This is a genomic window from Pseudoneobacillus rhizolycopersici, from assembly GCF_054786815.1.
Genome location: NZ_JBTOOE010000027.1, coordinates 1 through 23,015, shown reverse-complemented (window position 1 = coordinate 23,015; position 23,015 = coordinate 1). Strand labels below are relative to the sequence as shown.

Annotated in this window: 39 protein-coding genes; 37 read left to right on the top strand and 2 right to left on the bottom strand. The window is 39.2% G+C overall.

What is annotated here, in order from left to right:
• The first annotated feature begins 24 nt into the window (after positions 1-24).
• The 35 genes from rplB (at position 25) to ACX9YW_RS19800 (ending at position 20,134) form a co-directional block, all read left to right on the top strand.
• Positions 25-855, top strand: coding sequence for a 50S ribosomal protein L2 (gene rplB, locus ACX9YW_RS19970; protein ID WP_460349814.1), 831 nt, complete (start codon positions 25-27; stop codon positions 853-855).
• Positions 856-915: 60 nt separating this feature from the next.
• The gene (rpsS, locus tag ACX9YW_RS19965; protein WP_460349812.1) at positions 916-1,194 is read left to right on the top strand and encodes a 30S ribosomal protein S19; all 279 of its coding nucleotides are present in this window, start codon (positions 916-918) and stop codon (positions 1,192-1,194) included.
• A 17-nt stretch (positions 1,195-1,211) separates the two neighbouring features.
• The gene (gene rplV, locus ACX9YW_RS19960; protein ID WP_042453964.1) at positions 1,212-1,553 is read left to right on the top strand and encodes a 50S ribosomal protein L22; all 342 of its coding nucleotides are present in this window, start codon (positions 1,212-1,214) and stop codon (positions 1,551-1,553) included.
• Positions 1,554-1,556: 3 nt separating this feature from the next.
• A complete protein-coding gene (gene rpsC, locus ACX9YW_RS19955) occupies positions 1,557-2,213 on the top strand; it encodes a 30S ribosomal protein S3 (protein WP_460349809.1) in 657 nt (218 codons plus the stop codon).
• A gap of 1 nt (position 2,214) precedes the next feature.
• Positions 2,215-2,649, top strand: a complete 435-nt coding sequence (gene rplP / locus ACX9YW_RS19950; protein ID WP_460349807.1) for a 50S ribosomal protein L16 — start codon at positions 2,215-2,217, stop codon at positions 2,647-2,649.
• Complete coding sequence (gene rpmC, locus ACX9YW_RS19945) at positions 2,639-2,842, top strand: 50S ribosomal protein L29 (protein WP_230498271.1); 204 nt, start codon at positions 2,639-2,641, stop codon at positions 2,840-2,842. Before rplP ends, rpmC begins: the two co-directional genes overlap by 11 nt.
• Before the next feature lie 18 nt (positions 2,843-2,860).
• A complete protein-coding gene (gene rpsQ, locus ACX9YW_RS19940; protein ID WP_460349805.1) occupies positions 2,861-3,124 on the top strand; it encodes a 30S ribosomal protein S17 in 264 nt (87 codons plus the stop codon).
• A gap of 38 nt (positions 3,125-3,162) precedes the next feature.
• The gene (rplN, locus tag ACX9YW_RS19935; protein ID WP_460349803.1) at positions 3,163-3,531 is read left to right on the top strand and encodes a 50S ribosomal protein L14; all 369 of its coding nucleotides are present in this window, start codon (positions 3,163-3,165) and stop codon (positions 3,529-3,531) included.
• A 32-nt stretch (positions 3,532-3,563) separates the two neighbouring features.
• Entirely contained in the window at positions 3,564-3,875 is a 312-nt protein-coding gene (gene rplX, locus ACX9YW_RS19930; protein WP_460349801.1) for a 50S ribosomal protein L24, read from the top strand.
• 26 nt (positions 3,876-3,901) lie between these two features.
• Positions 3,902-4,441 (top strand): 50S ribosomal protein L5, encoded by a 540-nt coding sequence (gene rplE, locus ACX9YW_RS19925; protein WP_460349799.1) that lies wholly within the window; start codon positions 3,902-3,904, stop codon positions 4,439-4,441.
• 18 nt (positions 4,442-4,459) lie between these two features.
• On the top strand, positions 4,460-4,645 hold the full coding sequence (locus ACX9YW_RS19920; protein WP_230498276.1) for a type Z 30S ribosomal protein S14: 186 nt from the start codon (positions 4,460-4,462) through the stop codon (positions 4,643-4,645).
• Positions 4,646-4,676: 31 nt separating this feature from the next.
• Positions 4,677-5,075, top strand: coding sequence for a 30S ribosomal protein S8 (rpsH, locus tag ACX9YW_RS19915; RefSeq protein WP_460349797.1), 399 nt, complete (start codon positions 4,677-4,679; stop codon positions 5,073-5,075).
• 32 nt (positions 5,076-5,107) lie between these two features.
• The gene (rplF, locus tag ACX9YW_RS19910; RefSeq protein ID WP_460349795.1) at positions 5,108-5,644 is read left to right on the top strand and encodes a 50S ribosomal protein L6; all 537 of its coding nucleotides are present in this window, start codon (positions 5,108-5,110) and stop codon (positions 5,642-5,644) included.
• Positions 5,645-5,676: 32 nt separating this feature from the next.
• On the top strand, positions 5,677-6,039 hold the full coding sequence (gene rplR, locus ACX9YW_RS19905) for a 50S ribosomal protein L18 (protein ID WP_460349793.1): 363 nt from the start codon (positions 5,677-5,679) through the stop codon (positions 6,037-6,039).
• Positions 6,040-6,063: 24 nt separating this feature from the next.
• Positions 6,064-6,564, top strand: a complete 501-nt coding sequence (gene rpsE / locus ACX9YW_RS19900) for a 30S ribosomal protein S5 (protein WP_460349791.1) — start codon at positions 6,064-6,066, stop codon at positions 6,562-6,564.
• 13 nt (positions 6,565-6,577) lie between these two features.
• The gene (gene rpmD / locus ACX9YW_RS19895) at positions 6,578-6,760 is read left to right on the top strand and encodes a 50S ribosomal protein L30 (protein ID WP_460349789.1); all 183 of its coding nucleotides are present in this window, start codon (positions 6,578-6,580) and stop codon (positions 6,758-6,760) included.
• A 32-nt stretch (positions 6,761-6,792) separates the two neighbouring features.
• A complete protein-coding gene (gene rplO / locus ACX9YW_RS19890) occupies positions 6,793-7,233 on the top strand; it encodes a 50S ribosomal protein L15 (protein ID WP_460349787.1) in 441 nt (146 codons plus the stop codon).
• Positions 7,233-8,531, top strand: coding sequence for a preprotein translocase subunit SecY (gene secY, locus ACX9YW_RS19885; protein ID WP_460349785.1), 1,299 nt, complete (start codon positions 7,233-7,235; stop codon positions 8,529-8,531). Before rplO ends, secY begins: the two co-directional genes overlap by 1 nt.
• A gap of 60 nt (positions 8,532-8,591) precedes the next feature.
• Entirely contained in the window at positions 8,592-9,242 is a 651-nt protein-coding gene (locus ACX9YW_RS19880) for an adenylate kinase (RefSeq protein ID WP_460349783.1), read from the top strand.
• On the top strand, positions 9,242-9,988 hold the full coding sequence (gene map, locus ACX9YW_RS19875; RefSeq protein ID WP_460349781.1) for a type I methionyl aminopeptidase: 747 nt from the start codon (positions 9,242-9,244) through the stop codon (positions 9,986-9,988). Before ACX9YW_RS19880 ends, map begins: the two co-directional genes overlap by 1 nt.
• A 55-nt stretch (positions 9,989-10,043) precedes the next feature.
• On the top strand, positions 10,044-10,262 hold the full coding sequence (infA, locus tag ACX9YW_RS19870; RefSeq protein WP_040372572.1) for a translation initiation factor IF-1: 219 nt from the start codon (positions 10,044-10,046) through the stop codon (positions 10,260-10,262).
• 33 nt (positions 10,263-10,295) lie between these two features.
• A complete protein-coding gene (gene rpmJ / locus ACX9YW_RS19865; RefSeq protein WP_000868344.1) occupies positions 10,296-10,409 on the top strand; it encodes a 50S ribosomal protein L36 in 114 nt (37 codons plus the stop codon).
• A 24-nt stretch (positions 10,410-10,433) separates the two neighbouring features.
• On the top strand, positions 10,434-10,799 hold the full coding sequence (gene rpsM, locus ACX9YW_RS19860) for a 30S ribosomal protein S13 (RefSeq protein ID WP_460349777.1): 366 nt from the start codon (positions 10,434-10,436) through the stop codon (positions 10,797-10,799).
• 22 nt (positions 10,800-10,821) lie between these two features.
• On the top strand, positions 10,822-11,211 hold the full coding sequence (gene rpsK, locus ACX9YW_RS19855) for a 30S ribosomal protein S11 (RefSeq protein ID WP_460349775.1): 390 nt from the start codon (positions 10,822-10,824) through the stop codon (positions 11,209-11,211).
• 172 nt (positions 11,212-11,383) lie between these two features.
• Positions 11,384-12,328, top strand: a complete 945-nt coding sequence (locus tag ACX9YW_RS19850) for a DNA-directed RNA polymerase subunit alpha (RefSeq protein ID WP_460349773.1) — start codon at positions 11,384-11,386, stop codon at positions 12,326-12,328.
• A 51-nt stretch (positions 12,329-12,379) separates the two neighbouring features.
• A complete protein-coding gene (rplQ, locus tag ACX9YW_RS19845; RefSeq protein WP_460349771.1) occupies positions 12,380-12,742 on the top strand; it encodes a 50S ribosomal protein L17 in 363 nt (120 codons plus the stop codon).
• Between the two features lie 357 nt (positions 12,743-13,099).
• Positions 13,100-13,939 (top strand): energy-coupling factor ABC transporter ATP-binding protein, encoded by an 840-nt coding sequence (locus tag ACX9YW_RS19840; RefSeq protein WP_460349769.1) that lies wholly within the window; start codon positions 13,100-13,102, stop codon positions 13,937-13,939.
• A complete protein-coding gene (locus ACX9YW_RS19835; protein ID WP_460349767.1) occupies positions 13,915-14,784 on the top strand; it encodes an energy-coupling factor ABC transporter ATP-binding protein in 870 nt (289 codons plus the stop codon). The genes ACX9YW_RS19840 and ACX9YW_RS19835 overlap by 25 nt, the downstream gene beginning before the upstream one ends.
• Positions 14,781-15,578: an energy-coupling factor transporter transmembrane component T family protein gene (locus tag ACX9YW_RS19830; RefSeq protein WP_460349765.1), complete on the top strand. Its 798-nt coding sequence runs from the start codon at positions 14,781-14,783 to the stop codon at positions 15,576-15,578. The genes ACX9YW_RS19835 and ACX9YW_RS19830 overlap by 4 nt, the downstream gene beginning before the upstream one ends.
• Positions 15,579-15,590: 12 nt before the next feature.
• The gene (gene truA, locus ACX9YW_RS19825; protein ID WP_460349763.1) at positions 15,591-16,328 is read left to right on the top strand and encodes a tRNA pseudouridine(38-40) synthase TruA; all 738 of its coding nucleotides are present in this window, start codon (positions 15,591-15,593) and stop codon (positions 16,326-16,328) included.
• 247 nt (positions 16,329-16,575) lie between these two features.
• A complete protein-coding gene (rplM, locus tag ACX9YW_RS19820) occupies positions 16,576-17,013 on the top strand; it encodes a 50S ribosomal protein L13 (RefSeq protein WP_460349761.1) in 438 nt (145 codons plus the stop codon).
• A 21-nt stretch (positions 17,014-17,034) separates the two neighbouring features.
• Positions 17,035-17,427, top strand: coding sequence for a 30S ribosomal protein S9 (rpsI, locus tag ACX9YW_RS19815; protein ID WP_460349759.1), 393 nt, complete (start codon positions 17,035-17,037; stop codon positions 17,425-17,427).
• Positions 17,428-17,607: 180 nt separating this feature from the next.
• Positions 17,608-18,051 (top strand): YbaK family protein, encoded by a 444-nt coding sequence (locus ACX9YW_RS19810; RefSeq protein WP_460349757.1) that lies wholly within the window; start codon positions 17,608-17,610, stop codon positions 18,049-18,051.
• Between the two features lie 122 nt (positions 18,052-18,173).
• Positions 18,174-18,893: an N-acetylmuramoyl-L-alanine amidase CwlD gene (cwlD, locus tag ACX9YW_RS19805; protein WP_460349884.1), complete on the top strand. Its 720-nt coding sequence runs from the start codon at positions 18,174-18,176 to the stop codon at positions 18,891-18,893.
• A 188-nt stretch (positions 18,894-19,081) separates the two neighbouring features.
• Positions 19,082-20,134: an iron-sulfur carrier protein/transcriptional regulator SalA gene (locus ACX9YW_RS19800; RefSeq protein WP_460349755.1), complete on the top strand. Its 1,053-nt coding sequence runs from the start codon at positions 19,082-19,084 to the stop codon at positions 20,132-20,134.
• Between the two features lie 45 nt (positions 20,135-20,179).
• Here ACX9YW_RS19800 and gerD read toward each other — a convergent pair whose 3' ends face one another.
• Positions 20,180-20,782 carry a spore germination lipoprotein GerD gene (gene gerD / locus ACX9YW_RS19795; protein WP_460349753.1) on the bottom strand — a complete coding sequence of 201 codons (603 nt, stop codon included), beginning with the start codon at positions 20,780-20,782 and terminating at the stop codon, positions 20,180-20,182.
• Between the two features lie 135 nt (positions 20,783-20,917).
• On the opposite strand from gerD, the gene ACX9YW_RS19790 reads away from it, so the two are divergent.
• Entirely contained in the window at positions 20,918-21,637 is a 720-nt protein-coding gene (locus ACX9YW_RS19790) for a KinB-signaling pathway activation protein (RefSeq protein ID WP_460349751.1), read from the top strand.
• A gap of 7 nt (positions 21,638-21,644) precedes the next feature.
• Here the strand turns inward: ACX9YW_RS19790 and pdaB are convergent, their stop codons facing one another.
• Positions 21,645-22,397: a polysaccharide deacetylase family sporulation protein PdaB gene (pdaB, locus tag ACX9YW_RS19785; RefSeq protein ID WP_460349749.1), complete on the bottom strand. Its 753-nt coding sequence runs from the start codon at positions 22,395-22,397 to the stop codon at positions 21,645-21,647.
• A 132-nt stretch (positions 22,398-22,529) separates the two neighbouring features.
• Between pdaB and ACX9YW_RS19780 the strand changes: the two genes are divergently transcribed.
• Positions 22,530-22,760 carry a hypothetical protein gene (locus ACX9YW_RS19780; RefSeq protein ID WP_460349747.1) on the top strand — a complete coding sequence of 77 codons (231 nt, stop codon included), beginning with the start codon at positions 22,530-22,532 and terminating at the stop codon, positions 22,758-22,760.
• Positions 22,761-23,015: the final 255 nt, after the last annotated feature.

The following is a 23,015-nucleotide window of genomic DNA, read 5'->3' as shown; positions in this document are numbered from 1 at the left end:
CCGTAAGAAAAGGAGGGAATCAGCATGGCGATTAAAAAGTACAAACCTACCTCTAACGGCCGTCGTGGTATGACTGTATCTGATTTTGCAGAAATCACTACAAGCACACCAGAAAAGTCTTTATTAGCTCCATTAAAGAACAAGGCTGGCCGTAATAACCAAGGTAAGATTACTGTTCGTCATCAAGGCGGCGGTCACAAGCGTCAATATCGTTTAATCGACTTTAAACGCGATAAAGATGGCATTCCAGGACGCGTTGCTACAATTGAGTACGATCCAAACCGTTCAGCAAACATTGCATTAATTAACTACGTTGATGGAGAAAAGCGTTATATCCTAGCTCCGAAAAACTTAGTAGTTGGAACGGAAATCATGTCTGGCCCTGAGGCAGATATTAAAGTAGGTAATGCTTTACCACTTGCAAACATTCCAATGGGTACAACCATTCACAACATCGAATTAAAACCAGGAAAAGGCGGACAATTAGTTCGTTCAGCAGGAACTTCTGCGCAAATCCTAGGTAGAGAAGATAAGTACGTTATCGTACGTTTGAACTCTGGTGAAGTTCGTATGATTCTAGCAACTTGCCGCGCAACAGTTGGTCAAGTTGGTAACGAACAACATGAGTTAATCAACATTGGTAAAGCAGGTCGTTCTCGTTGGTTAGGCAAACGCCCAACTGTTCGTGGATCTGTAATGAACCCTAACGATCACCCACACGGTGGTGGGGAAGGACGTTCACCTATCGGACGTAAATCTCCAATGTCTCCATGGGGTAAACCAACTCTTGGAGCGAAAACTCGCAAAAAGAAAAACAAATCCGACAAGTTTATCGTACGTCGTCGTAAAAAATAACGGGATTGTCCTACGGTTCGCCAATAGAACCGTAGATCAGTCACGAAGGGAGGTTCAAGCATGGGTCGCAGCTTGAAAAAAGGACCATTTGTTGATGATCATTTAATGGTTAAGATCGAGAAACTTAACGAAACTGACGGCAAACAAGTTGTTAAAACTTGGTCAAGACGTTCAACGATCTTCCCACAATTTATTGGCCATACTATCGCGGTTTATGATGGTCGCAAACATGTGCCTGTATATGTTACTGAAGACATGGTAGGTCACAAGCTTGGAGAATTTGCTCCATCTCGTACTTACAAAGGCCATGGTAATGATGACAAGAAAACAAGACGTTAATGAGAGGAGGCATTTTCATGCAAGCTAAAGCTGTTGCAAGAACAGTTCGTATTGCTCCTCGTAAAGCTCGTTTAGTCGTTGATTTAATTCGAGGAAAGCAAGTTGGTGAAGCAGTGGCGATTTTAAACTTAACGCCTAAAGCAGCTTCTCCAATCGTGGAAAAAGTATTAAAATCTGCTATGGCAAACGCTGAGCATAACTACGAAATGGATGTTAATAACCTAGTAGTTGCTCAAGCTTTCGTTGACGAAGGACCAACTTTAAAGAGATTCCGTCCTCGCGCAATGGGTCGTGCAAGCCAAATCAATAAGCGCACTAGCCATATTACTATCGTTTTATCAGAAAAGAAGGAGGGATAAGCCGTGGGTCAAAAAGTAAATCCAGTCGGATTGCGTATTGGGATCATCCGTGATTGGGAATCTAAATGGTACGCAGGCAAAGACTATGCTGATCTTTTACACGAAGACATCAAAGTTCGTGAATACGTTACAAAGCGTTTGAGCGATGCTTCTGTTTCTAAAATTGAAATCGAGCGTGCTGCAAACCGTGTAAATATCACAATCCACACTGCTAAGCCGGGTATGGTTATCGGTAAGGGTGGTACTGAAGTTGAAGCACTTCGTAAGGCTCTTAACGAACTAACTGGCAAACGTGTTCATATCAACATTCTTGAAATCAAAAAAGCGGATATCGATGCTAAGTTAGTAGCAGAAAATATCGCTCGTCAATTAGAAAATCGTGTTTCTTTCCGTCGTGCACAAAAGCAAGTTATTCAACGTGCAATGCGTGCTGGCGCAAAAGGAATCAAAACTATGGTATCTGGTCGTTTAGGCGGTGCGGATATTGCTCGCTCAGAACATTACAGCGAAGGAACAGTTCCACTTCATACTCTTCGTGCAGATATCGATTACGCTACTGCTGAAGCAGATACAACATACGGTAAACTTGGCGTAAAAGTATGGATTTATCGTGGAGAGGTCCTTCCTACGAAGAAGAAAACCGAGGAAGGAGGCAAATAATATGTTATTACCAAAACGCGTAAAATATCGTCGTGTACACCGTGGAAATATGCGCGGTCAATCTAAGGGCGGTACTGAAGTAATGTTTGGTGAATACGGTCTACAAGCTATGGAAGCTTCTTGGATCACGAACCGTCAAATCGAATCAGCGCGTATTGCGATGACTCGTTATATGAAGCGTGGAGGAAAAGTTTGGATTAAAATTTTCCCACACAAATCATATACTGCTAAGCCTCTAGAAGTGCGTATGGGTTCAGGTAAAGGGGCTCCAGAAGGTTGGGTAGCTGTAGTAAAACCTGGTCGTATCATGTTTGAGGTTGCGGGTGTTTCTGAAGAAATCGCTCGTGAAGCATTGCGTCTTGCATCACACAAACTTCCTGTAAAATGTAAGTTTGTAAAACGTGAAGAAATTGGTGGTGAATCAAATGAGAGCTAATGAAATTAAAGAACTTACCACTGCCGAAATTGAACAAAAAGTTAAATCTTTAAAAGAAGAGCTTTTCAACCTTCGCTTTCAATTGGCGACTGGTCAACTTGAAAATACAGCTCGCATTCGTGAAGTGCGCAAAGCGATTGCTCGCATGAAAACTGTGATTCGTGAAAGAGAAATCGGCGTTAACAATCGATAATTGGGAGGAGGTTCGCAAATGAGTGAACGCAACCAACGCAAAGTTTACACAGGACGCGTTGTTTCTGACAAGATGGATAAAACTATCACTGTTCTTGTAGAAACATATAAAAAGCATCCTCTATATGGTAAGCGCGTAAAGTACTCTAAGAAGTTTAAAGCTCATGATGAGCAAAACCAAGCAAAAGTTGGCGACGTGGTACGCATCATGGAAACTCGTCCACTTTCAGCTACAAAACGCTTCCGTTTAGTTGAAGTAGTAGAACAAGCTGTTATTATTTAATAGTTCGGATAAGTTAAATCCGAAGGGAGGTTACAAGCATGATCCAAACAGAAACACGTTTGAAGGTTGCTGACAACTCTGGTGCACGTGAAGTATTAACAATTAAAGTACTAGGTGGTTCTGGCCGTAAAACAGCCGGTATCGGTGACATTATTGTTTGTACTGTGAAACAAGCAACACCAGGTGGCGTTGTTAAAAAAGGTGATGTTGTTAAAGCCGTAATCGTTCGTACAAAGAGTGGTGCACGTCGTAAAGATGGTTCATACATTAAGTTTGATGAAAACGCATGTGTAATCATTAAAGAAGACAAGAGTCCACGTGGAACTCGTATCTTTGGCCCAGTTGCTCGTGAACTTCGCGATAGCAACTTTATGAAAATCGTTTCTTTAGCTCCAGAAGTACTATAATAAATTTCTATGCCTTTAAGGAGGTGCGCAAGATGCATGTTAAAAAAGGTGACAAAGTAATGGTCATCTCCGGTAAGGATAAAGGCAAAACAGGAGTAATCCTTGAAGCTTATCCTAAACAGAGCCGTGTACTCGTAGAAGGTGTTAACGTAGTGAAGAAACACTCTAAACCTTCACAAGCTAATCCGCAAGGCGGAATTATTAGCCAAGAGGCACCTGTCCATGTATCAAACGTTATGCCAATCGATCCTAAAACTGGTGCTCCAACTCGTGTTGGTTACACTGAAGTGAACGGAAAGAAAGTACGCGTTGCAAAAAAATCTGGTCAAGTTCTTGATAAATAGTCATTAAAGAAGGGAGGTACGCCTGAATGAACCGCCTAAAAGAAAAATATGTAAAAGAAATTACTCCTGCTCTAATGAGCAAGTTTAATTATAAATCAGTAATGCAAGTTCCTGGATTGGAAAAAATCGTCGTAAACATGGGGATTGGTGACGCTGTTCAAAACGCAAAAGCTCTTGATGTTGCTGTTGAAGAATTAGCTATTATCACTGGTCAAAAGCCTGTTGTAACTCGTGCAAAGAAATCAATCGCTGGCTTCCGTCTTCGTGAAGGTATGCCGATTGGTGCAAAAGTTACGCTACGCGGCGAACGCATGTATCAGTTCTTAGATAAATTAGTCTCAATTTCACTACCACGCGTACGTGACTTCCGTGGTGTTTCTAAAAAGGCATTTGACGGTCGTGGAAACTACACATTAGGTGTGAAAGAACAATTAATTTTCCCTGAAATTGATTACGATAAAGTAAGCAAGGTTCGTGGAATGGATATTGTTATCGTTACGACAGCTAACACTGATGAAGAAGCTCGTGAATTGTTAACACAAATCGGAATGCCATTCCAAAAGTAAACAAAGGGAGGCGAAATCGTGGCTAAAAAGTCAATGATTGTGAAACAAAAGCGCACTCAAAAATTTAAGGTACAAGAGTACACACGTTGCGAACGTTGCGGACGTCCACACTCTGTTTATCGTAAATTTAAGCTTTGCCGTATTTGTTTCCGTGAATTAGCATACAAAGGACAAATTCCTGGTGTGAAAAAAGCTAGCTGGTAAAACCCTATCTGAGGGAAGGAGGTAAACACAAATGGTCATGACAGATCCAATTGCAGATATGCTTACTCGCATTCGTAATGCGAACATGGTACGTCACGAGAAGTTAGAGGTACCTGCTTCTAACATCAAGAAACAAATCGCTGAAATCTTAAAGCGTGAAGGTTTCGTTCGTGATGTTGAATATATCGAAGACAATAAGCAAGGTATTATCCGTATCTTCTTAAAATACGGTGCAAACAATGAGCGTGTTATTACTGGTTTAAAACGTATTAGTAAGCCAGGGTTACGTGTTTATGCGAAATCTAATGAAGTACCACGTGTACTTAACGGACTTGGTATCGCGCTACTTTCTACTTCACAAGGTGTTTTAACTGACAAAGAAGCTCGTGCAAAACAAGCTGGTGGAGAAGTATTAGCGTACGTTTGGTAATAGATTTTCTGAATTGATTGGAGGTGCACTAAATGTCACGCGTAGGTAAAAAGCCAATTGAACTTCCACAAGGAGTTACATTGACAAATAATAACGGCACTGTAACAGTGAAGGGACCTAAAGGTGAATTAACACGTACTTTTAACCCTGATATGACGATTACAGTAGAAGAGAATGTTATTACAGTCTCTCGTCCATCTGATTCAAAAGAACACCGTACAATCCACGGTACAACTCGTGCGTTACTTTCAAACATGGTTGAAGGTGTTTCAAAAGGATTTGAAAGAAACCTTGAATTAATCGGGGTTGGTTACCGTGCTCAAAAGCAAGGTAGCAAATTAGTATTAAGCGTAGGATATTCTCATCCAGTTGAATTTGAACCTGAAAATGGTGTAGAAGTTGAAGTTCCGACAAACACAAAGATCACTGTTAAAGGGATCGATAAAGAGCGTGTCGGCGCATTAGCTGCTAATATTCGTGGAGTTCGTCCGCCTGAGCCGTACAAAGGCAAAGGGATTCGTTACGAAGGCGAATTTGTACGTCGTAAAGAAGGTAAAACAGGTAAGTAATGCCGCATAGGTAAACGAAAGGAGTGACGTAAATGATTACGAAGCTTGATAAAAACGCTACTCGCAAGAAAAGACATGCTCGTGTTCGTGCGAAACTTAGCGGTACTGAAGCTCGTCCTCGTCTAAATGTGTTCCGCTCTAACCAACACATTTATGCTCAATTAATTGACGATGTTAACGGAGTTACAATTGCAAGTGCTTCTACTTTAGATAAAGAATTATCTCTTGAGTCTACTAAAGATGTTGCAGCAGCTCAGAAGGTCGGAGAATTAGTTGCTAAACGTGCGGTAGAGAAAGGCGTTTCATCTGTTGTCTTTGACCGCGGAGGATACCTTTATCATGGACGCGTTAAAGCATTAGCAGATGCTGCTCGCGAAAACGGCTTAGAATTTTAATAGTCAAAGGAGGGACACAAAAAGATGCGTCGTATTGATCCAAACAAACTTGAACTTGAAGAACGCGTAGTTACGGTTAATCGTGTAGCTAAGGTTGTTAAAGGTGGACGTCGTTTCCGTTTCTCTGCACTAGTTGTAGTTGGAGATAAAAACGGTCACGTTGGTTTCGGTACTGGTAAAGCTCAAGAAGTACCAGATGCGATCCGCAAGGCAATCGAAGATGCAAAGAAAAACCTAATTGAAGTACCAATGGTTGGAACTACACTTCCACACCAAGTACTAGGACGATTTGGTGCGGGTGAAATTCTGTTAAAACCTGCTGCAGAAGGTACAGGAGTTATTGCTGGAGGACCAGTTCGTGCTGTCCTTGAGTTAGCTGGTGTTCAAGATATCCTATCTAAATCACTAGGAACAAACACTCCTATCAATGTAATTCGTGCAACGATTGACGGATTAACACAATTAAAACGTGCTGAGGACGTAGCTAAATTACGTGGTAAATCAGTAGAAGAACTATTAGGATAAGGGGGGAAATGTTATGGCAAACAAATTACAGATTACCCTTACTCGTAGTTTAATTGGTCGCAATAAGGATCAACAAGAAACGGTCAAAGCTTTAGGCTTACGTAAAATGCATCAATCTGTTGAGCAGCCAGACAACGCGGCTATCCGTGGAATGATTAATAAAGTTGCTCATCTTGTGACGGTTAAAGAACTTTAATCGATTCTTCTTAACAATAAGGAGGTGCCCATATGAAACTTCATGAATTACAGCCTGCTGAAGGTTCCCGTAAGGAACGCAAGCGTTTAGGACGCGGTATCGGTTCCGGTCAAGGGAAAACTGCTGGTAAAGGTCATAAAGGACAAAACGCTCGTTCAGGCGGAGGAGTTCGTCTTGGATTTGAGGGTGGTCAAACACCATTATTCCAACGTTTACCGAAGCGTGGTTTTACGAATATTAATCGCAAAGAGTTTGCTGTAGTAAACCTTGACACTTTAAATCGCTTTGAAGATGGTACAGAAGTTACACCTGAACTTTTGATCGAGAGCGGTGTAGTGAAAAGTGAAAAAGCAGGAATTAAGATTCTTGCTAAAGGTAATGTAGAGAAAAAGTTGACAGTGAAAGCTCACAAATTCTCCTCAGCTGCTAAAGAAGCGATTGAAGCTGCTGGCGGTCAAACTGAGGTGTTGTAATGTTTTCGACAATCTCCAATTTTATGCGCGTGGGTGATATAAGACGAAAGATTATATTCACCCTTTTAATGTTAGTGGTTTATCGTATCGGTACGTTTATACCGGTACCAAATGTTAATGCTGACATTTTAGCTGCTCAAGATCAGCTTAGTGTCTTTGGTGTTTTAAATACATTTGGCGGTGGTGCGTTAAAAAACTTCTCCATCCTAGCAATGGGAATCATGCCGTATATTACAGCTTCCATCATTGTTCAACTTTTACAAATGGATGTTGTTCCTAAATTTACGGAGTGGTCAAAACAAGGAGATGTAGGACGCCGTAAACTTGCTCAGTTTACCCGTTACTTCACAATTGTGCTTGGATTTATTCAAGCATTTGGTATGTCATATGGCTTTAATAATATGGCTAGTGGCCAATTAATTGAAAATCCTGGATTTACAACGTATGCATTGATATCAATTGTTTTAACAGGTGGTACTGCATTTTTAATGTGGCTAGGTGAGCAAATCACCGAAAAGGGTGTTGGTAATGGAATTTCCATTATCATCTTTGCTGGGATTGTTGCTAGTATTCCTACGGTCGTTAACCAAATCTATGCTCAAAAGTTTGAGAATGCTGGAGAAAGCTTGTTTATAAACATTATTACGGTTGCCTTAATTGTCTTAGCGATTATTGCAATTGTTGTAGGGACAATTTTTATTCAACAAGCATTACGTAAAATTCCAATTCAATATGCGAAGCGCATGAATGCTGGACGTAATCAAGTTGGGGGTCAATCAACACATTTACCGTTAAAAGTAAATGCTGCCGGAGTTATTCCAGTTATCTTTGCTGTTTCATTTATCATTACACCAAGAACAATTGCATCATTTTTCCCAACAAATGATGTTACTTTATGGATTCAACGAGTTTTTGACTATAGCCATCCAATTGGTATGGTTTTATATGCAGCGCTTATTATCGCCTTTACTTATTTTTATGCCTTTATTCAGGTTAATCCGGAACAAATGGCTGAAAATCTTAAGAAACAAGGTGGATACGTTCCGGGGATTCGCCCAGGAAAGAGCACTCAGGAATACTTAACCCGTATTTTATACCGATTAACTCTAGTTGGATCTTTATTCTTAGCAGTTATTGCTGTCCTTCCAGTTGTCTTCATTAATATTGCAAATTTACCGCAATCTGCACAAATTGGTGGCACAAGCTTGCTAATTGTTATTGGGGTAGCCTTGGATACGATGAAGCAACTTGAGAGTCAGCTTGTTAAACGTCATTATAAAGGTTTCATTAAGCAGTAACGGATTAAAAGGGAACATTTTGTTCCCTTGGCCGATACGCTTTAACTAGGGGGTATATACATGAACTTAGTATTAATGGGTCTTCCTGGTGCTGGAAAAGGAACACAGGCAGAAAGAATTGTCGCCAAGTACGGTATTCCTCATATTTCAACCGGAGATATGTTTCGTGCGGCTATGAAGGAAGAAACGGAACTTGGTTTAAAAGCAAAGTCCTTTATGGATCAAGGTGCTCTTGTTCCGGATGATGTTACGATTGGGATTGTTCGCGAACGTCTGACAAAGCCTGATTGTGAAAAAGGATTTTTACTTGATGGTTTTCCTCGTACAGTACCTCAAGCTGAGGCATTGGAAGAGATGTTAACCGGATTAAATAAAAAAATAGATTATGTCATTAACATTGATGTTGATCATGAACTGTTAATGGCTCGATTAACCGGAAGACGAATTTGTAAGTCATGTGGGGCAACTTATCATTTAGTTTTTAATCCTCCAGCTAAAGAAGGTACATGTGACCGTTGTGGTGGAGAATTATATCAAAGAGCAGATGATAATGAAGCAACTGTACAAAACCGTCTTGAAGTTAATATGCAACAAACGGCTCCATTATTAAACTTCTACGAGAGTAAAGGTTATTTACGCAATATTAATGGACAGCAAGATATTGATGTAGTATTTGCTGACATTAACGAATTACTTGGGAGTTTGTCTTAATGATTATTTGTAAAACCCCTCGTGAACTCGAGATTATGCGTGAAGCTGGACGAATTGTTGCTCTAACCCATCAAGAACTAAGGAAACATATTGTTCCGGGTGTGACAACAAAGGAATTAGATCGGATTGCCGAAGAGTTTATACGCAAAAAAGGTGCAATTCCTTCGTTCAAAGGTTATAATGGTTTCCGTGGCAGCATTTGTACTTCGGTCAATAATGAGCTTGTTCATGGAATCCCCAGTGACCTTAAATTGAAAAATGGTGATATTATCAGTATTGATATTGGCGCTAAATTTAATGGTTATCACGGTGATTCGGCCTGGACATACGCAGTTGGCACGATTGATGCGGAGACACAGCGTTTATTAGATGTTACAGAGGAATCGTTATTATTTGGTTTAGAAGAGGCAAAACCAGGTGCACGCCTTTCGAACATCTCCAATAAGATCCAAACGTATGTGGAAGAGAATGGCTTTTCTATTGTACGCGAGTATGTTGGTCACGGTATCGGGCAAGACTTACATGAGGACCCGAAAATTCCACATTATGGTCCGCCTAATATAGGCCCACGACTTAAACCTGGAATGGTACTTGCAATCGAACCGATGGTGAATGCTGGCAGTCGTTATGTAAAAACTTTGGCTGATGACTGGACAGTGGTAACAGTTGACGGTAAATTATGTGCTCATTTCGAGCATACAATCGCGATCACTGAATCAGGTTATGAGATATTCACAACAGTTTAAAACCCAAAAATCTTATACCACAACGTCTATACGGATATGAAGGGAGACGATTTGAATGGCAAAAGATGATGTCATTGAGGTAGAAGGCACTGTAACGGAAACATTGCCTAATGCCATGTTTAAAGTTGAATTGGAAAATGGACACACAGTTCTTGCTCACGTTTCGGGTAAAATTCGTATGCATTTCATCCGAATTCTACCTGGTGATAAAGTGACAGTGGAACTTTCTCCATACGATTTAACACGCGGTAGAATTACTTACCGTTTTAAATAAACTGCACTCCGTACTATTAAGGAGGTTAGGATAATGAAAGTTAGACCATCTGTGAAGCCAATCTGCGAAAAATGTAAGGTTATTCGTAGACGTGGTAAAGTAATGGTTATTTGTGAAAACCCTAAACATAAACAAAAACAAGGTTAATATTTAAGGAGGTGCGCGTAATTTATGGCACGTATTGCTGGTGTGGATGTCCCACGTGAAAAGCGTGTAGTTATTTCTTTAACATACATTTATGGTATTGGTAAAAAGACTGCACAAAAAGTATTAGCTGATGCTGGTGTTTCTGAAGACACTCGTGTACGCGATTTAACTGAAGATGAGTTAAATAAAATTCGTGATATTATTGATAAATTAAAAGTTGAAGGTGACCTTCGTCGTGAAGTTTCCCTTAACATTAAGCGTTTAATGGAGATTGGCTGCTACCGCGGTTTACGTCATCGTCGTGGCTTACCTGTTCGTGGTCAAAATACAAAGAACAACGCTCGTACTCGTAAAGGTCCTCGTAAGACTGTAGCGAACAAGAAAAAATAATCGGTAAAGGAGGTAACTTTCAATGGCTCGTAAAACAAATACTCGTAAACGTCGTGTGAAAAAGAATATCGACACTGGTATTGCACACATCCGTTCTACTTTCAATAATACAATCGTAACAATTACTGATGCACACGGAAATGCATTAGCATGGTCAAGTGCAGGTGCTCTTGGATTTAAAGGTTCTCGTAAATCTACTCCATATGCTGCTCAAATGGCTGCTGAAACAGCTGCAAAGGCTTCAATGGAGCATGGTATGAAAACTTTAGAAGTAACAGTTAAAGGACCGGGTGCAGGACGTGAAGCTGCAATCCGTGCATTACAAGCTGCTGGTCTAGAAGTTACTGCTATTAAAGACGTTACTCCAGTTCCTCATAATGGATGTCGCCCACCAAAACGTCGTCGCGTTTAATTTTTTCTGTATAGAATTTGTATCATCTGTCTATAATGGGATATGATGCAATTATTCTAAGAAATACAGGTAAAATATATCGAGTTGTTGTGCATGTACGGGAACGTAAACAAAGGGATTTTAGTAAATTCATTTTTACTGAAGTTTCGACGTTTTGAAGGAGGGTTATTTGATGATCGAAATAGAAAAACCAAAAATTGAAACGGTTGAGATCAGCGATGATGCCAAGTACGGGAAGTTCGTCGTAGAGCCACTTGAGCGTGGATATGGAACAACTTTGGGTAACTCCTTACGTCGTATCCTATTATCTTCACTCCCAGGTGCCGCTGTCACGTCGATTCAAATCGACGGGGTACTTCATGAGTTTTCAACAATCGAAGGCGTCGTAGAGGATGTAACATCTATTATTTTAAACATTAAAAAGCTAGCTCTTAAAGTTTATTCAGATGAAGAGAAAACTTTAGAGATTGATATCCAAGGTGAAGGTTCCGTTAAGGCTTCTGACATCACTCATGATAGTGATGTGGAAATTTTAAATCCAAATCTTCATATTGCGACTCTAGCAAAAAATGGTCATCTTCGCATGCGTTTAACAGCAAGACGTGGTCGTGGTTATACACCTGCTGATCAAAACAAGCGTGAAGACCAACCAATCGGTGTGATTCCGATTGATTCCATCTATACTCCTGTTTCACGTGTATCTTATCAAGTCGAGAATACTCGTGTTGGTCAATTGACAAACTATGATAAGTTGACACTTGATGTATGGACAGATGGTAGCACCGGTCCAAAAGATGCGATTGCATTAGGATCAAAAATCTTAACAGAGCATTTAAATATCTTTGTCGGATTAACTGATGAAGCTCAAAATGCTGAAATTATGATTGAAAAAGAAGAAGACCAAAAAGAAAAGGTTCTTGAAATGACAATTGAGGAACTTGACCTTTCTGTTCGTTCTTATAACTGCTTAAAGCGTGCAGGTATTAACACTGTACAAGAATTAGCAAATAAAACAGAAGAAGATATGATGAAGGTTCGTAACTTAGGTCGTAAATCACTTGAAGAGGTTAAAGCAAAGCTTGAAGACCTTGGATTAGGCTTAAGAAAAGACGACTAGACGGAATATCTTTACACAAATATCGAAACTTCAATGAAGGAGGGAATCCTCATGGGATACAGAAAGTTAGGACGCACTAGCTCTCAACGTAAAGCAATGCTTCGTGATTTAACTACTGATTTAATTATCAACGAGCGCATTGAAACAACTGAAACTCGTGCAAAAGAAATCCGCGTTACTGTGGAAAAAATGATCACTTTAGGTAAACGTGGTGATTTACACGCTCGTCGTCAAGCTGCTGCATTCGTTCGTAATGAAATTGCAAATGCTGAAACGAATCAAGACGCATTACAAAAGTTATTTGCTGATATCGCTCCTCGTTATGCTGAGCGTCAAGGTGGATATACTCGTATGATGAAACTTGGACCACGCCGCGGTGACGGCGCACCAATGGTCATTATCGAATTAGTTTAATAGTTACTTTTCAATAACAAGGGCTTCTAGGACAGTTTAGCACAAACTTGTTCTTGGCCCTTTTTAAGTAACATTCGTGGAAACCAGGATGGTGTATTTTAAGTTCAAACCAAGGTTTCGACGCCCAAGCCAAACCTGAGCGTTATGATGAGCATTAGCAAAACATTTATTGTTTTGGATATTTGCTTCTAAGTACGGTAATCACAATCTAATGTCTTGTCTAGCTCTAGCATCTTCTCCCATTATTCGCATTTGCAAAAATAAATCGATTTTTGCAAACCGGGAGAAGGTGCAGGCTTTTTTTTATATGTTGAGATAAGTTGAGATAGAGAAGCAGAGTTGAGGGGATGAATAGCGATGAGTAAATCGATTGTTGAAATGAAGGATATTTCATTCCGTTATGAACAAGAGTCTGAATACGCCCTTCAAGGGGTTAATTTATCTGTGTATGAGGGCGAATGGCTTGCTATTGTAGGTCATAACGGTTCAGGAAAATCTACACTGGCAAAATTACTAAATGGACTACAATTTGCCCAAAAGGGCTATATCCAGGTTTGTGGTATAGAAATAAATGAAGATTATGTTTGGGAAGTTCGAAAACAAATCGGTATGGTTTTCCAAAATCCAGACAATCAGTTTGTTGGTACAACCGTACAGGATGATGTGGCTTTTGGGTTAGAAAATAATGGACTAGCTAGAGAAGTAATGACTACTAGAGTGATTGATTCTTTACAGAAGGTAAAGATGGAGGAATTTCTGAATCAAGAGCCGCACCATCTATCAGGTGGTCAAAAACAACGGGTTGCCATTGCCGGAGTCTTAGCCCTACAACCTGCCATCATTATTCTAGACGAAGCAACTTCGATGCTGGACCCGATTGGACGGGAAGAGGTTTTAGAAACAGTTCGTAAGTTAAAGGAAGAGCATGTGATGACGGTTATTTCCATTACCCATGATTTAGATGAAGCAGCTAAGGCTGACCGAATTATTGTGATGAACAAGGGGAAGGTTTATCGTGAAGGTACCCCTGAGGAAATTTTCCAAATGGATCAAGAATTAATAGAGCTAGGCTTGGACATCCCTTTTTCTGTAAAAGTAAGTAAACAGCTACGTGATAAAGGGATAACACTCGCTAAACATCATTTGTCAGAAGAGGAGCTGGTAAACGAATTATGGACATTACACTTCAAGAAATAGAATATCGTTACCAGGCAAAAACCCCTTTTGAGCGATTGGCCATTTTTGATGTATCCTTTACGGTGCCATCGGGTACGTTTTTAGCAATCATAGGTCATACTGGTTCAGGGAAGTCTACAGTACTTCAACATCTAAATGCCATTTTGGTACCATCGAAGGGTAGTATCAGCATTGGTGACAGGACAATCGAAGCTGGCCGTAAAGAAAAAAATCTAAAGGACGTCCGAAAAAAGGTAGGGATTGTTTTTCAATTTCCAGAGCACCAGCTTTTTGATGAAACGGTAGAAAAAGATATTTGTTTTGGACCGATGAATTTTGGTGTCTCCGAATCGGAAGCAAAAAAAAGAGCGCGAGAAGTCATTAAGCTTGTGGGCCTACCAGAAGAAATTCTGTTGAAATCACCATTTGATCTATCAGGTGGACAAATGAGACGTGTAGCCATTGCCGGGGTATTAGCCATGGAGCCAGATTGCCTTGTTCTTGACGAGCCCACTGCCGGACTGGATCCAAGAGGTCGAAAGGAGATCATGAATCTCTTCTATGACCTTCATAAAAAGAAGAATCTCTCTACTATCTTAGTAACCCATAGTATGGAAGATGCTGCTGACTATGCCGATCAGATTGTGATTATGCATAAGGGTACTGTCTATAAAAAAGGGACGCCGGAGGATATTTTTTCCTCTCCAGATGAGTTAGTAGGTCTCGGTCTAAATGTTCCTGAAGTGATTCGTTTTCAAATGCAGGTTGAGAAAAAAATCGGAAAGACCTTTTCAAAAAGGTATCTTCGGCTTGAGGAGCTTACGGATGCAATTGCAGCATTAGCGAAGGAAGGTGTTCGCTTATGATGGAAAAACTTATATTCGGCAGATATGTGCCAATGGATTCATTGGTCCATCGTATGGATTCTCGTTCCAAGTTAATACTTGTCTTTGCGTTTGTTTGCATCGTTTTTATAGCTAATAATGCTTTAACCTATCTATTATTAGGAATATTCACCGTTTTCATGTTAGTTTTATCAAAAATTCCGGTGCGTTTCTTATACGGTGGATTAAAGCCTGTCCTATTGCTTATTGTATTTACGCTCTTATTACATTTATTTTTAACAAAAGAAGGGGACCTTCTATTTAAGCTTGGTTGGTTAGAGATTTACGAAGAAGGCTTAAGGCAGGGTCTTTTTATTAGTTTAAGGTTTTTTTATTTGATATTAATGACTTCGTTATTGACTTTAACGACCACTCCAATTGAAATTACCGATGGATTGGAAACATTGCTCGATCCTTTGAAGAAGATAAAATTTCCTGTCCATGAAATGGCGTTAATGATGTCGATTTCCTTGCGCTTTATCCCAACTTTAATGCAGGAAACTGATAAAATTATGAAGGCGCAAATTGCTAGGGGAGTTGAATTTTCAAGCGGTCCAATAAAGGCTCGTTTAAAGGCTATTGTTCCATTGTTAATTCCTTTGTTTGTCAGTTCGTTTAAACGTGCAGAAGAACTGGCCATCGCGATGGAGGCACGGGGCTATCGAGGTGGTGAAGGTAGAACGAAATACCGCCAATTATCTTGGACTTTTTCTGATACGTTTATTCTAATATTAGTGGCGGTTTTGACGATTCTTCTAGTTATCTATAGAACGTAGGGATGATTGCAAATGCAAAGAATAAAATGCACATTAGCATACGATGGAACAAATTTTTCCGGCTATCAAATCCAACCTAAAGGTCGCACTGTACAGGAGGAAGTGGAGAAAGCCCTCCAAACCTTGCACAAGGGCACAGAGGTAAAAATTGTCGCTTCTGGTCGCACTGATGCAGGTGTCCATGCGAAGGGTCAGGTGATTCACTTTGATACACCTCTTAGGATACCTGTTGAAAAATGGCCAACGGCACTAAATTCTCTACTTCCAAGCGATATTGCTCTTCTGGAGGCGGAGAAGGTCTCCTCTAGCTTTCATGCGCGCTTTGATACAAAAGGAAAGGAATATCGTTATTTCGTCTATCCAACGGCCGAAAAGGATCCTTTTTTGCGTCATTATTCGTTAAGTGTTCCTTATACGCTAAATCTTGAGGCAATAAAAGTGGCGATGCAAGAATTACGGGGAACCCATAATTTCACCAGTTTTTGCGCTGCAAGAACAGAAGTAGAGGACAAGGTTAGAACCATCTATGATATAGACCTTTTTGAAGAAAACGGGATGTTGATATTTCAATATATTGGCAACGGATTCTTGTATAATATGGTAAGGATTTTAACAGGAACCCTTTTAGAAATTGGTGGGGGTAAAAGAACTGCAAACTCGATTTCGTCCATCATTGATAAAAAGGACCGCGCTGCCGCGGGTAAAACCGCACCTGCCCATGGGTTATATCTGTGGAAGGTTTTTTACTAGTGTTTTGATACCCATTTTCGGTAACAAAATGGAAAAAGGGTCTTCCAAGTGTCTTTAATAATAATATAAAAAAAAATTTCATTAACAACCCATCCTGGTGTAACATTTTCTTGACATCTGTTTGGGAAAGTTATATTATAGCATATGGTATGTTATATATCCCCACAAATAAGCCCCGGAACTTATCTGTGATTAAAAATATACGAAACCAATTTAGTAATGAAACAATTTCTTAGGAGGGTAAACCATGCGCACAACATTTATGGCGAACGCACAAAACATCGAACGTAAATGGTTAGTAGTTGACGCTGAAGGTCAAACTTTAGGTCGTCTTGCTAGTGAAGTAGCATCCATTTTACGTGGTAAACATAAACCAACTTATACACCACATGTTGATACTGGTGATCATGTTATCATCATCAACGCTTCAAAGATCGAATTAACAGGTAAGAAATTAACTGACAAAATTTACTACCGTCACACTATGCACCCAGGTGGATTAAAGACTCGTACAGCTCTTGAAATGAGAACAAAGTTTCCTGAGCAAATGCTTGAGCTTGCAATTAAAGGAATGCTTCCAAAAAATTCTTTAGGACGTCAAATGTTCAAGAAATTGCACGTTTACGCTGGTCCTGAGCACAAGCAACAAGCACAACAACCTGAAGTTTACACACTTCGCGGATAATTTTAAGGGGAGGTTATTAACTTGGCACAAGTTCAATATATCGGTACAGGTCGCCGTAAAAGTTCTGTTGCTCGTGTACGTTTAGTACCAGGTAACGGACAAATTATCATCAACGATCGTGAAATCACAAACTACATTCCGTTTGAAGCATTACGTGAAGTAGTAAAACAACCATTAAATGCAACTGAAACTTTAGGTGCATACGATGTGCTTGTAAATGTTAAAGGTGGAGGTTACACTGGTCAAGCTGGCGCTATCCGCCACGGTATCGCTCGTGCGTTACTTCAAGCTGATCCAGAATTCCGCCCAACATTAAAGCGCGCTGGATTATTAACTCGTGACGCTCGTATGAAAGAGCGTAAGAAATACGGACTTAAAGGTGCTCGTCGTGCGCCTCAGTTCTCAAAGCGTTAATTATCAACGTTCGGAAGGCTCTCAACCATTTTGGTTGGGGGTCTTTTTTTGTACAGATAAAATATCCCAAAGTCCTTCGGTTAAAGCCATTATATATATTCCTTATTCATCAAGAACTGGAAATGAATTTTGCGGATACTCGGAGCCTTACGTTAAAGACTATTTTTAAGAGGTGAAATTATGAATGTCATTACGACTCTTAAAGATAAGCGACGTGAAAAGCAAATAAAATATGAGCGGACCATTCTACGTGATTTATCGATAAATATGTTAAAGGCTCGAGTGCAGCGATTCTTTGGCTCGACCAATCTGTCGCAAAACATTCTAATGAGAAATGGTGTTGAAGAGGCCTGTTATGATGTGGCCATTGAGGCATATCTACTAGGTGCAAAATTTAGTAAGTTCGGCTATTATGGTGAGTCTATCGATCAAATTCGAAACAGATGTGCGATCGAAGAAAAGCATTTTGCGGATACTTTGTATAATTTCCTTTTATACTGGGGTTCCTTGGATGAGGGGCGCTATAGCGAATCACTTTACTATCTGTGCGAGCAGTATGTAGGGGAATGGTGGATGGAGGGATTTAAAAAAGGTGAAAGAAGATATAAATTAAGGCTCCATTAGAAGAATTATGGTCATATAGCTACATCGCCTAGGCCGTGGTGATGCAGCTTTTTTAGTTCTAAAATACCTTCCTGTCCCATATAGTGTAAATGACTAGGGACGAGCAGGAAGGAATGGTTTTGTTGAATAAGAAACTGAAGATGGGTATCTTTACGGTAGGGCTTCTTGTGCTATTTATCATTTTACAATATGATTTTATGGAAGATGATTCTTGGAATTCCTGGAATCTTCCTTTGTCAGGAAAAATAATTTTAGTTGACCCAGGACATGGATATCCTGACCCAGGAGCGGGACCTAAAGATGCGATCGAAAAGGATATCGCCCTGTCTGTCTCACTTAAGATGAGGGACTTTTTGCAACAACAAGGGGCCTTAGTGCTGATGACAAGGGAGACGGATACCGATTTAGCCGATCCAGGCTTGAAAGGATATAGTAAAAGAAAGTCTCAAGACTTGCGTCGAAGAGTGGAAATGATTAATGACCCTCAGGTTGATTTTTTTATAAGTGTCCACTTAAACGCTATTCCTGAACCACAATGGCGAGGCGCACAAGTTTTCTATTCCCCTCAATATATAGAGAACAAAAGAGCTGCTAAGTTTATTCAAGCAGAGCTAAGACGAAATTTAGAGAACACAGACCGGAAAGCCAAACCTATGACAAGCACCTATATGCTGAAAAACGCACAAAAACCAGGAGTCCTTGTCGAAATTGGATTCCTATCTAACCCTGACGAGAAGGAAAACCTCAAATCAGAAAAATACCAAGAAAAAGTAGCCGCAGCCGTTTATAACGGAATACTCCGCTACTACACCAAAGAAAACGAAGAAAAAGACGAAGAATAACAACAAAATAAAATAATTACACTTTAGCGCTTTAAAGGATGCGGGGACAGTCCCCACATCCTTTAAAGCGCTAAAGTGATGTTTGTTTGTATTTCACTCATTTGTGCAGTGATGTAGTTAACAGTTATAATGATTTTATGTGTTATACTGGAAAATGGTATTGAATAATTAAATTGGGGGGTTTAAGGATGTTAACAGAAGCAAAGGTTTTGGAAGTGCTAAGTGGATTGAAGGAGCCCTTTTTACATAAATCCTTAAATGAAGTAAATGCAATTCAAGAAATTAAAATAAAAGAAGAAAAGAACCATGTGAGTGTCAAAATTGCGATTGCGAAAACCGGAACAGCTGAACAACTCCAATTGCAAACGCAAATTGTTAACGCTTTAAAAGGAGCGGGTGCAGAATCCGTTGGGTTAAGATTTGGTCAATTACCTGATGAGGAACTTGTAAAACATCAGGCAGCTAAACAGGAAAATCAAACATTACTAAGTCCAGGAAGTAAGACTACCTTTATCGCGATTGCCAGCGGTAAAGGAGGGGTAGGTAAATCAACTGTATCTGTAAACTTAGCGGTTTCTTTAGCGCGCCTAGGCAAAAAAGTTGGTTTAATTGATGCCGATATTTATGGGTTCAGTGTTCCAGACATGATGGGTATTACGAAAAGACCTGTTGTTAAAAATGAAAAAATCCTACCGGTTGATCGCTTTGGTGTAAAGGTCATTTCAATGGGATTCTTCGTTGAAGATAATGCACCGATTATTTGGCGCGGACCAATGCTTGGGAAAATGCTGAATAGCTTTTTTAACGAAGTGGAGTGGGGGGATATTGATTATTTACTACTTGATCTCCCACCAGGTACCGGTGACGTTGCATTAGATGTCCACACAATGCTACCTTCATGTAAAGAGATCATCATTACAACACCACACGCAACAGCAGCCTTTGTTGCCGCTCGAGCAGGTGCAATGGCCTTACGCACGGACCATGAAATTTTAGGTGTTATTGAAAATATGTCCTATTTTGAAAGTAAATTGACAGGTGAAAAGGAATACGTCTTTGGACAAGGCGGAGGAGAAAAGTTAGCTGAAGAACTGCAAACAGAACTTCTTGGCAAACTACCTCTAGCCCAGCCAGATAAAAATGAGACCGATTTTGCTCCATCCGTGTACCAAGTTGAACATAAACTTGGTAAAGAATACCTAGGTATTGCTGAGAAAGTGGTTCAACTGCTTGAAAAATAATCACAAAAAAGAGGCTGAAATCACTCAGCCTCTTTTTTCGCAAAATTACTGTCCGCCACCGCCGGAGTCGCCACCGCCGCTGCTACCTCCGCCTTCTTTTGAACCCTTCATTTCTTCAGCAGCTTTAATTAGGATATCCTGCATTTTCACTTTAAATAAAGGGCTTTCCAAGGTTTCGGTAATCACTTTTTGTAAATGCTCACGATATTCTTTACTTTTTAACAGTTTCGTCACTTCTTTTTCAAGTTCGGGATCTTTTAAAACCTCAATCATCATCCCTTTATATTCAGGATCCTTCATTAAATCTTTTAGAAGAGCAGAATTTTCCGTTTTCATACTTTTAGCAACACTTTCAGCAAATTTTGGATCCTCGAAATTCTTCTTCCAAAAATCCTTTCCATCCTTCGATGTTAAAGTGCTAACGATTGTGTCCGAAACGACCTTTTGGTCCATAACAAGCTGTTCTTTCATTTTATCGTCGGACATAATTTCTTGTAATGCTTTTTTGCCATCATCTGTTTTTAAAATATCAACAACCATTTTCTTCGTTTTTTCATAATCTAACTCCCCACCACTTTCATCGGCGGCAGTGCAGCCAGTAATAATCAATCCCATTAAAGCTAGGAGGAGCAACCATTTTCCCTTCATCTTTAACAAGCTCCTTTCACATATTTAACCTTAATGTTAGGATGAGAATTTCGTGAAAAATTATTCGACCTAGATTTTTTAAATTTGGATTGATACAATTAGAAGGATGGAATTAAATATTTGGGGGAAAAGTAAGTGACTAGCCGTAATTTGGTAAAATTGTTCTTCTCCACATTATTAATAGGTGGACTAACAACAGGAATCGCAGGTTTTTTTATTCGATGGAAAGAATTTGAACAATATGTAGTAAATCTTGAGATAATTGAAATTCTAATGGTTTTAATCTGGTTAATAGGTGTTGGACTAATTTTTAGTCTTATAAGCCAAATGGGCTTTTTTGCTTATTTAACCGTTCACCGTTTTGGTTTAGGAATTTTTAAATCGGCAAAATTATGGAATTCGGTCCAGGTTGTATTAATTGGTTTTGTATTATTTGACCTTGTTTATTTACGTTATATTTCGTTTGCAAAAAAGGGCGAAGGCATGTTCCCTTATCTTGCTTTAGCGTGCATTGTATTATTAGTCGGCATAATAGTAGCCTATTTTAAAGCAAAACAAACAAATAAAGAGGCTTTTATTCCTGCTTTATTCTTTATGGTTGTTGTAACAACCATTGAATGGGTTCCGGTTCTTAGACCAAATGAAAAAAGTTGGGTTTATTTAATGGGGCTAGCTTTATTAGTATGTAACGCTTATCAATTATTAACACTGCATAAAATAAACGAAAAATCGAATCTTGAACGAGAAGAAAAAGCAAAATTGAAAGCATCGCAACTGGAAACAACCCAACAGCAAACAAATAAAAAACAACAACCAAAAATGAAACCACAGCCAAAAATAAAGCCATCCAAATAGGATGGCTTTATTTTATATCACTTGAATAGGCAGACCCGTTAGCGATCATGCCAGATACGGACACCAACTTAAGTCCTTTTTTATCTATACTATCTAAAATATTAGGCAAGGCCTTGGCTGTCTGTTTCGCCGAATCTGATGCGTGTAAAAGAATAATATCACCTTTTCCAGCTTTCTCGACATTTTTTACAATAATATCGACTCCTGGATTATCCCAATCATTTGAATCTACACTCCAATGAACAACCGTATACCCGTAACGATTAGCAATCGACAATGTTCTTTTGTCAAAGTGACCCGTAGGTGCTCGTAATAGTTTTATGTCTTTAATATTTAATTTTCCAAATGCAACCTGTGCTTTTGAAATATCCTTTCGAATTTCGCTATCCTCTATGGATGAATAATCTACATAATCGTAGCCTAGCATGCCAATCTCGTAACCGGATTTAACCATTCTTGCAACCAAATCAGGGTGTCTTTCTGCCCAAGATCCTGCAAGAAAAAATGTAGCAGACTTAACCCCTCTTTTCTCTAAAACATCTAAGATCGGAGCTGCTTTTTCATCTCCCCAACCAATATTAAAGGTTAAGGCAATATCCTTTTCTCCGCGATAAACAGCTTTTGGCCCATCTTTTGTCGAAAAAACAGGAGAATAGCCCAGGTTTTCAAAATAGAGTAAAAAGGCAGTAATAAAAGCTAATACAATAATCAAAGCTAATTGTTTTAAAACCTTACCATTCATAACAAAAAAGAAATTCAACCTCATCACCTCGTCCAACACTTCTTGTCCTATTTCTATGCAAAGATAAAGAAGTTATGAACAAAATTTTTTTATAAAAAAAATAAAATTGGAAAACACTACATAAACAAGAATTAAATTGGAGGGTATGGAATGATTGGAATGCTAATTAATGAAAAGGAAATAAAAGAAATTCAATATTTAATAAAAAGGGAAATGGATGAAATCTTATTTGACCTCAAGGATGATCGTATTGACCACATTGTTAAGCGTGCAATGGAAGAAAGATATAAAATATTATTTACGCTATTTAAGCGGGTAGCTACTCCAACTGACTGCCTAAAATACATGAGAACAAAGGGAAAAAAGGCATATAAAAGTTAATGTGAAAAAAATATTAAAAAAATAGTTGCATAGTGTTTATTATTTTGATATATTAAAAAACGTCGCTGCTGAGCAAAATTAATTTAAATTTTAAATTAAAAACTTGTTGACAGTTGTGATTAAAAGTGTTAAATTAAGAAAGTCGCTTTTGAGCGGTGGAAAATTGCTCTTTGAAAACTAAACAACCAAACATTAACAAAACTTCTTTTTAAGAAGTTTAACAAGCCAGATTAACTTTTTGAGCTTTTATCAACT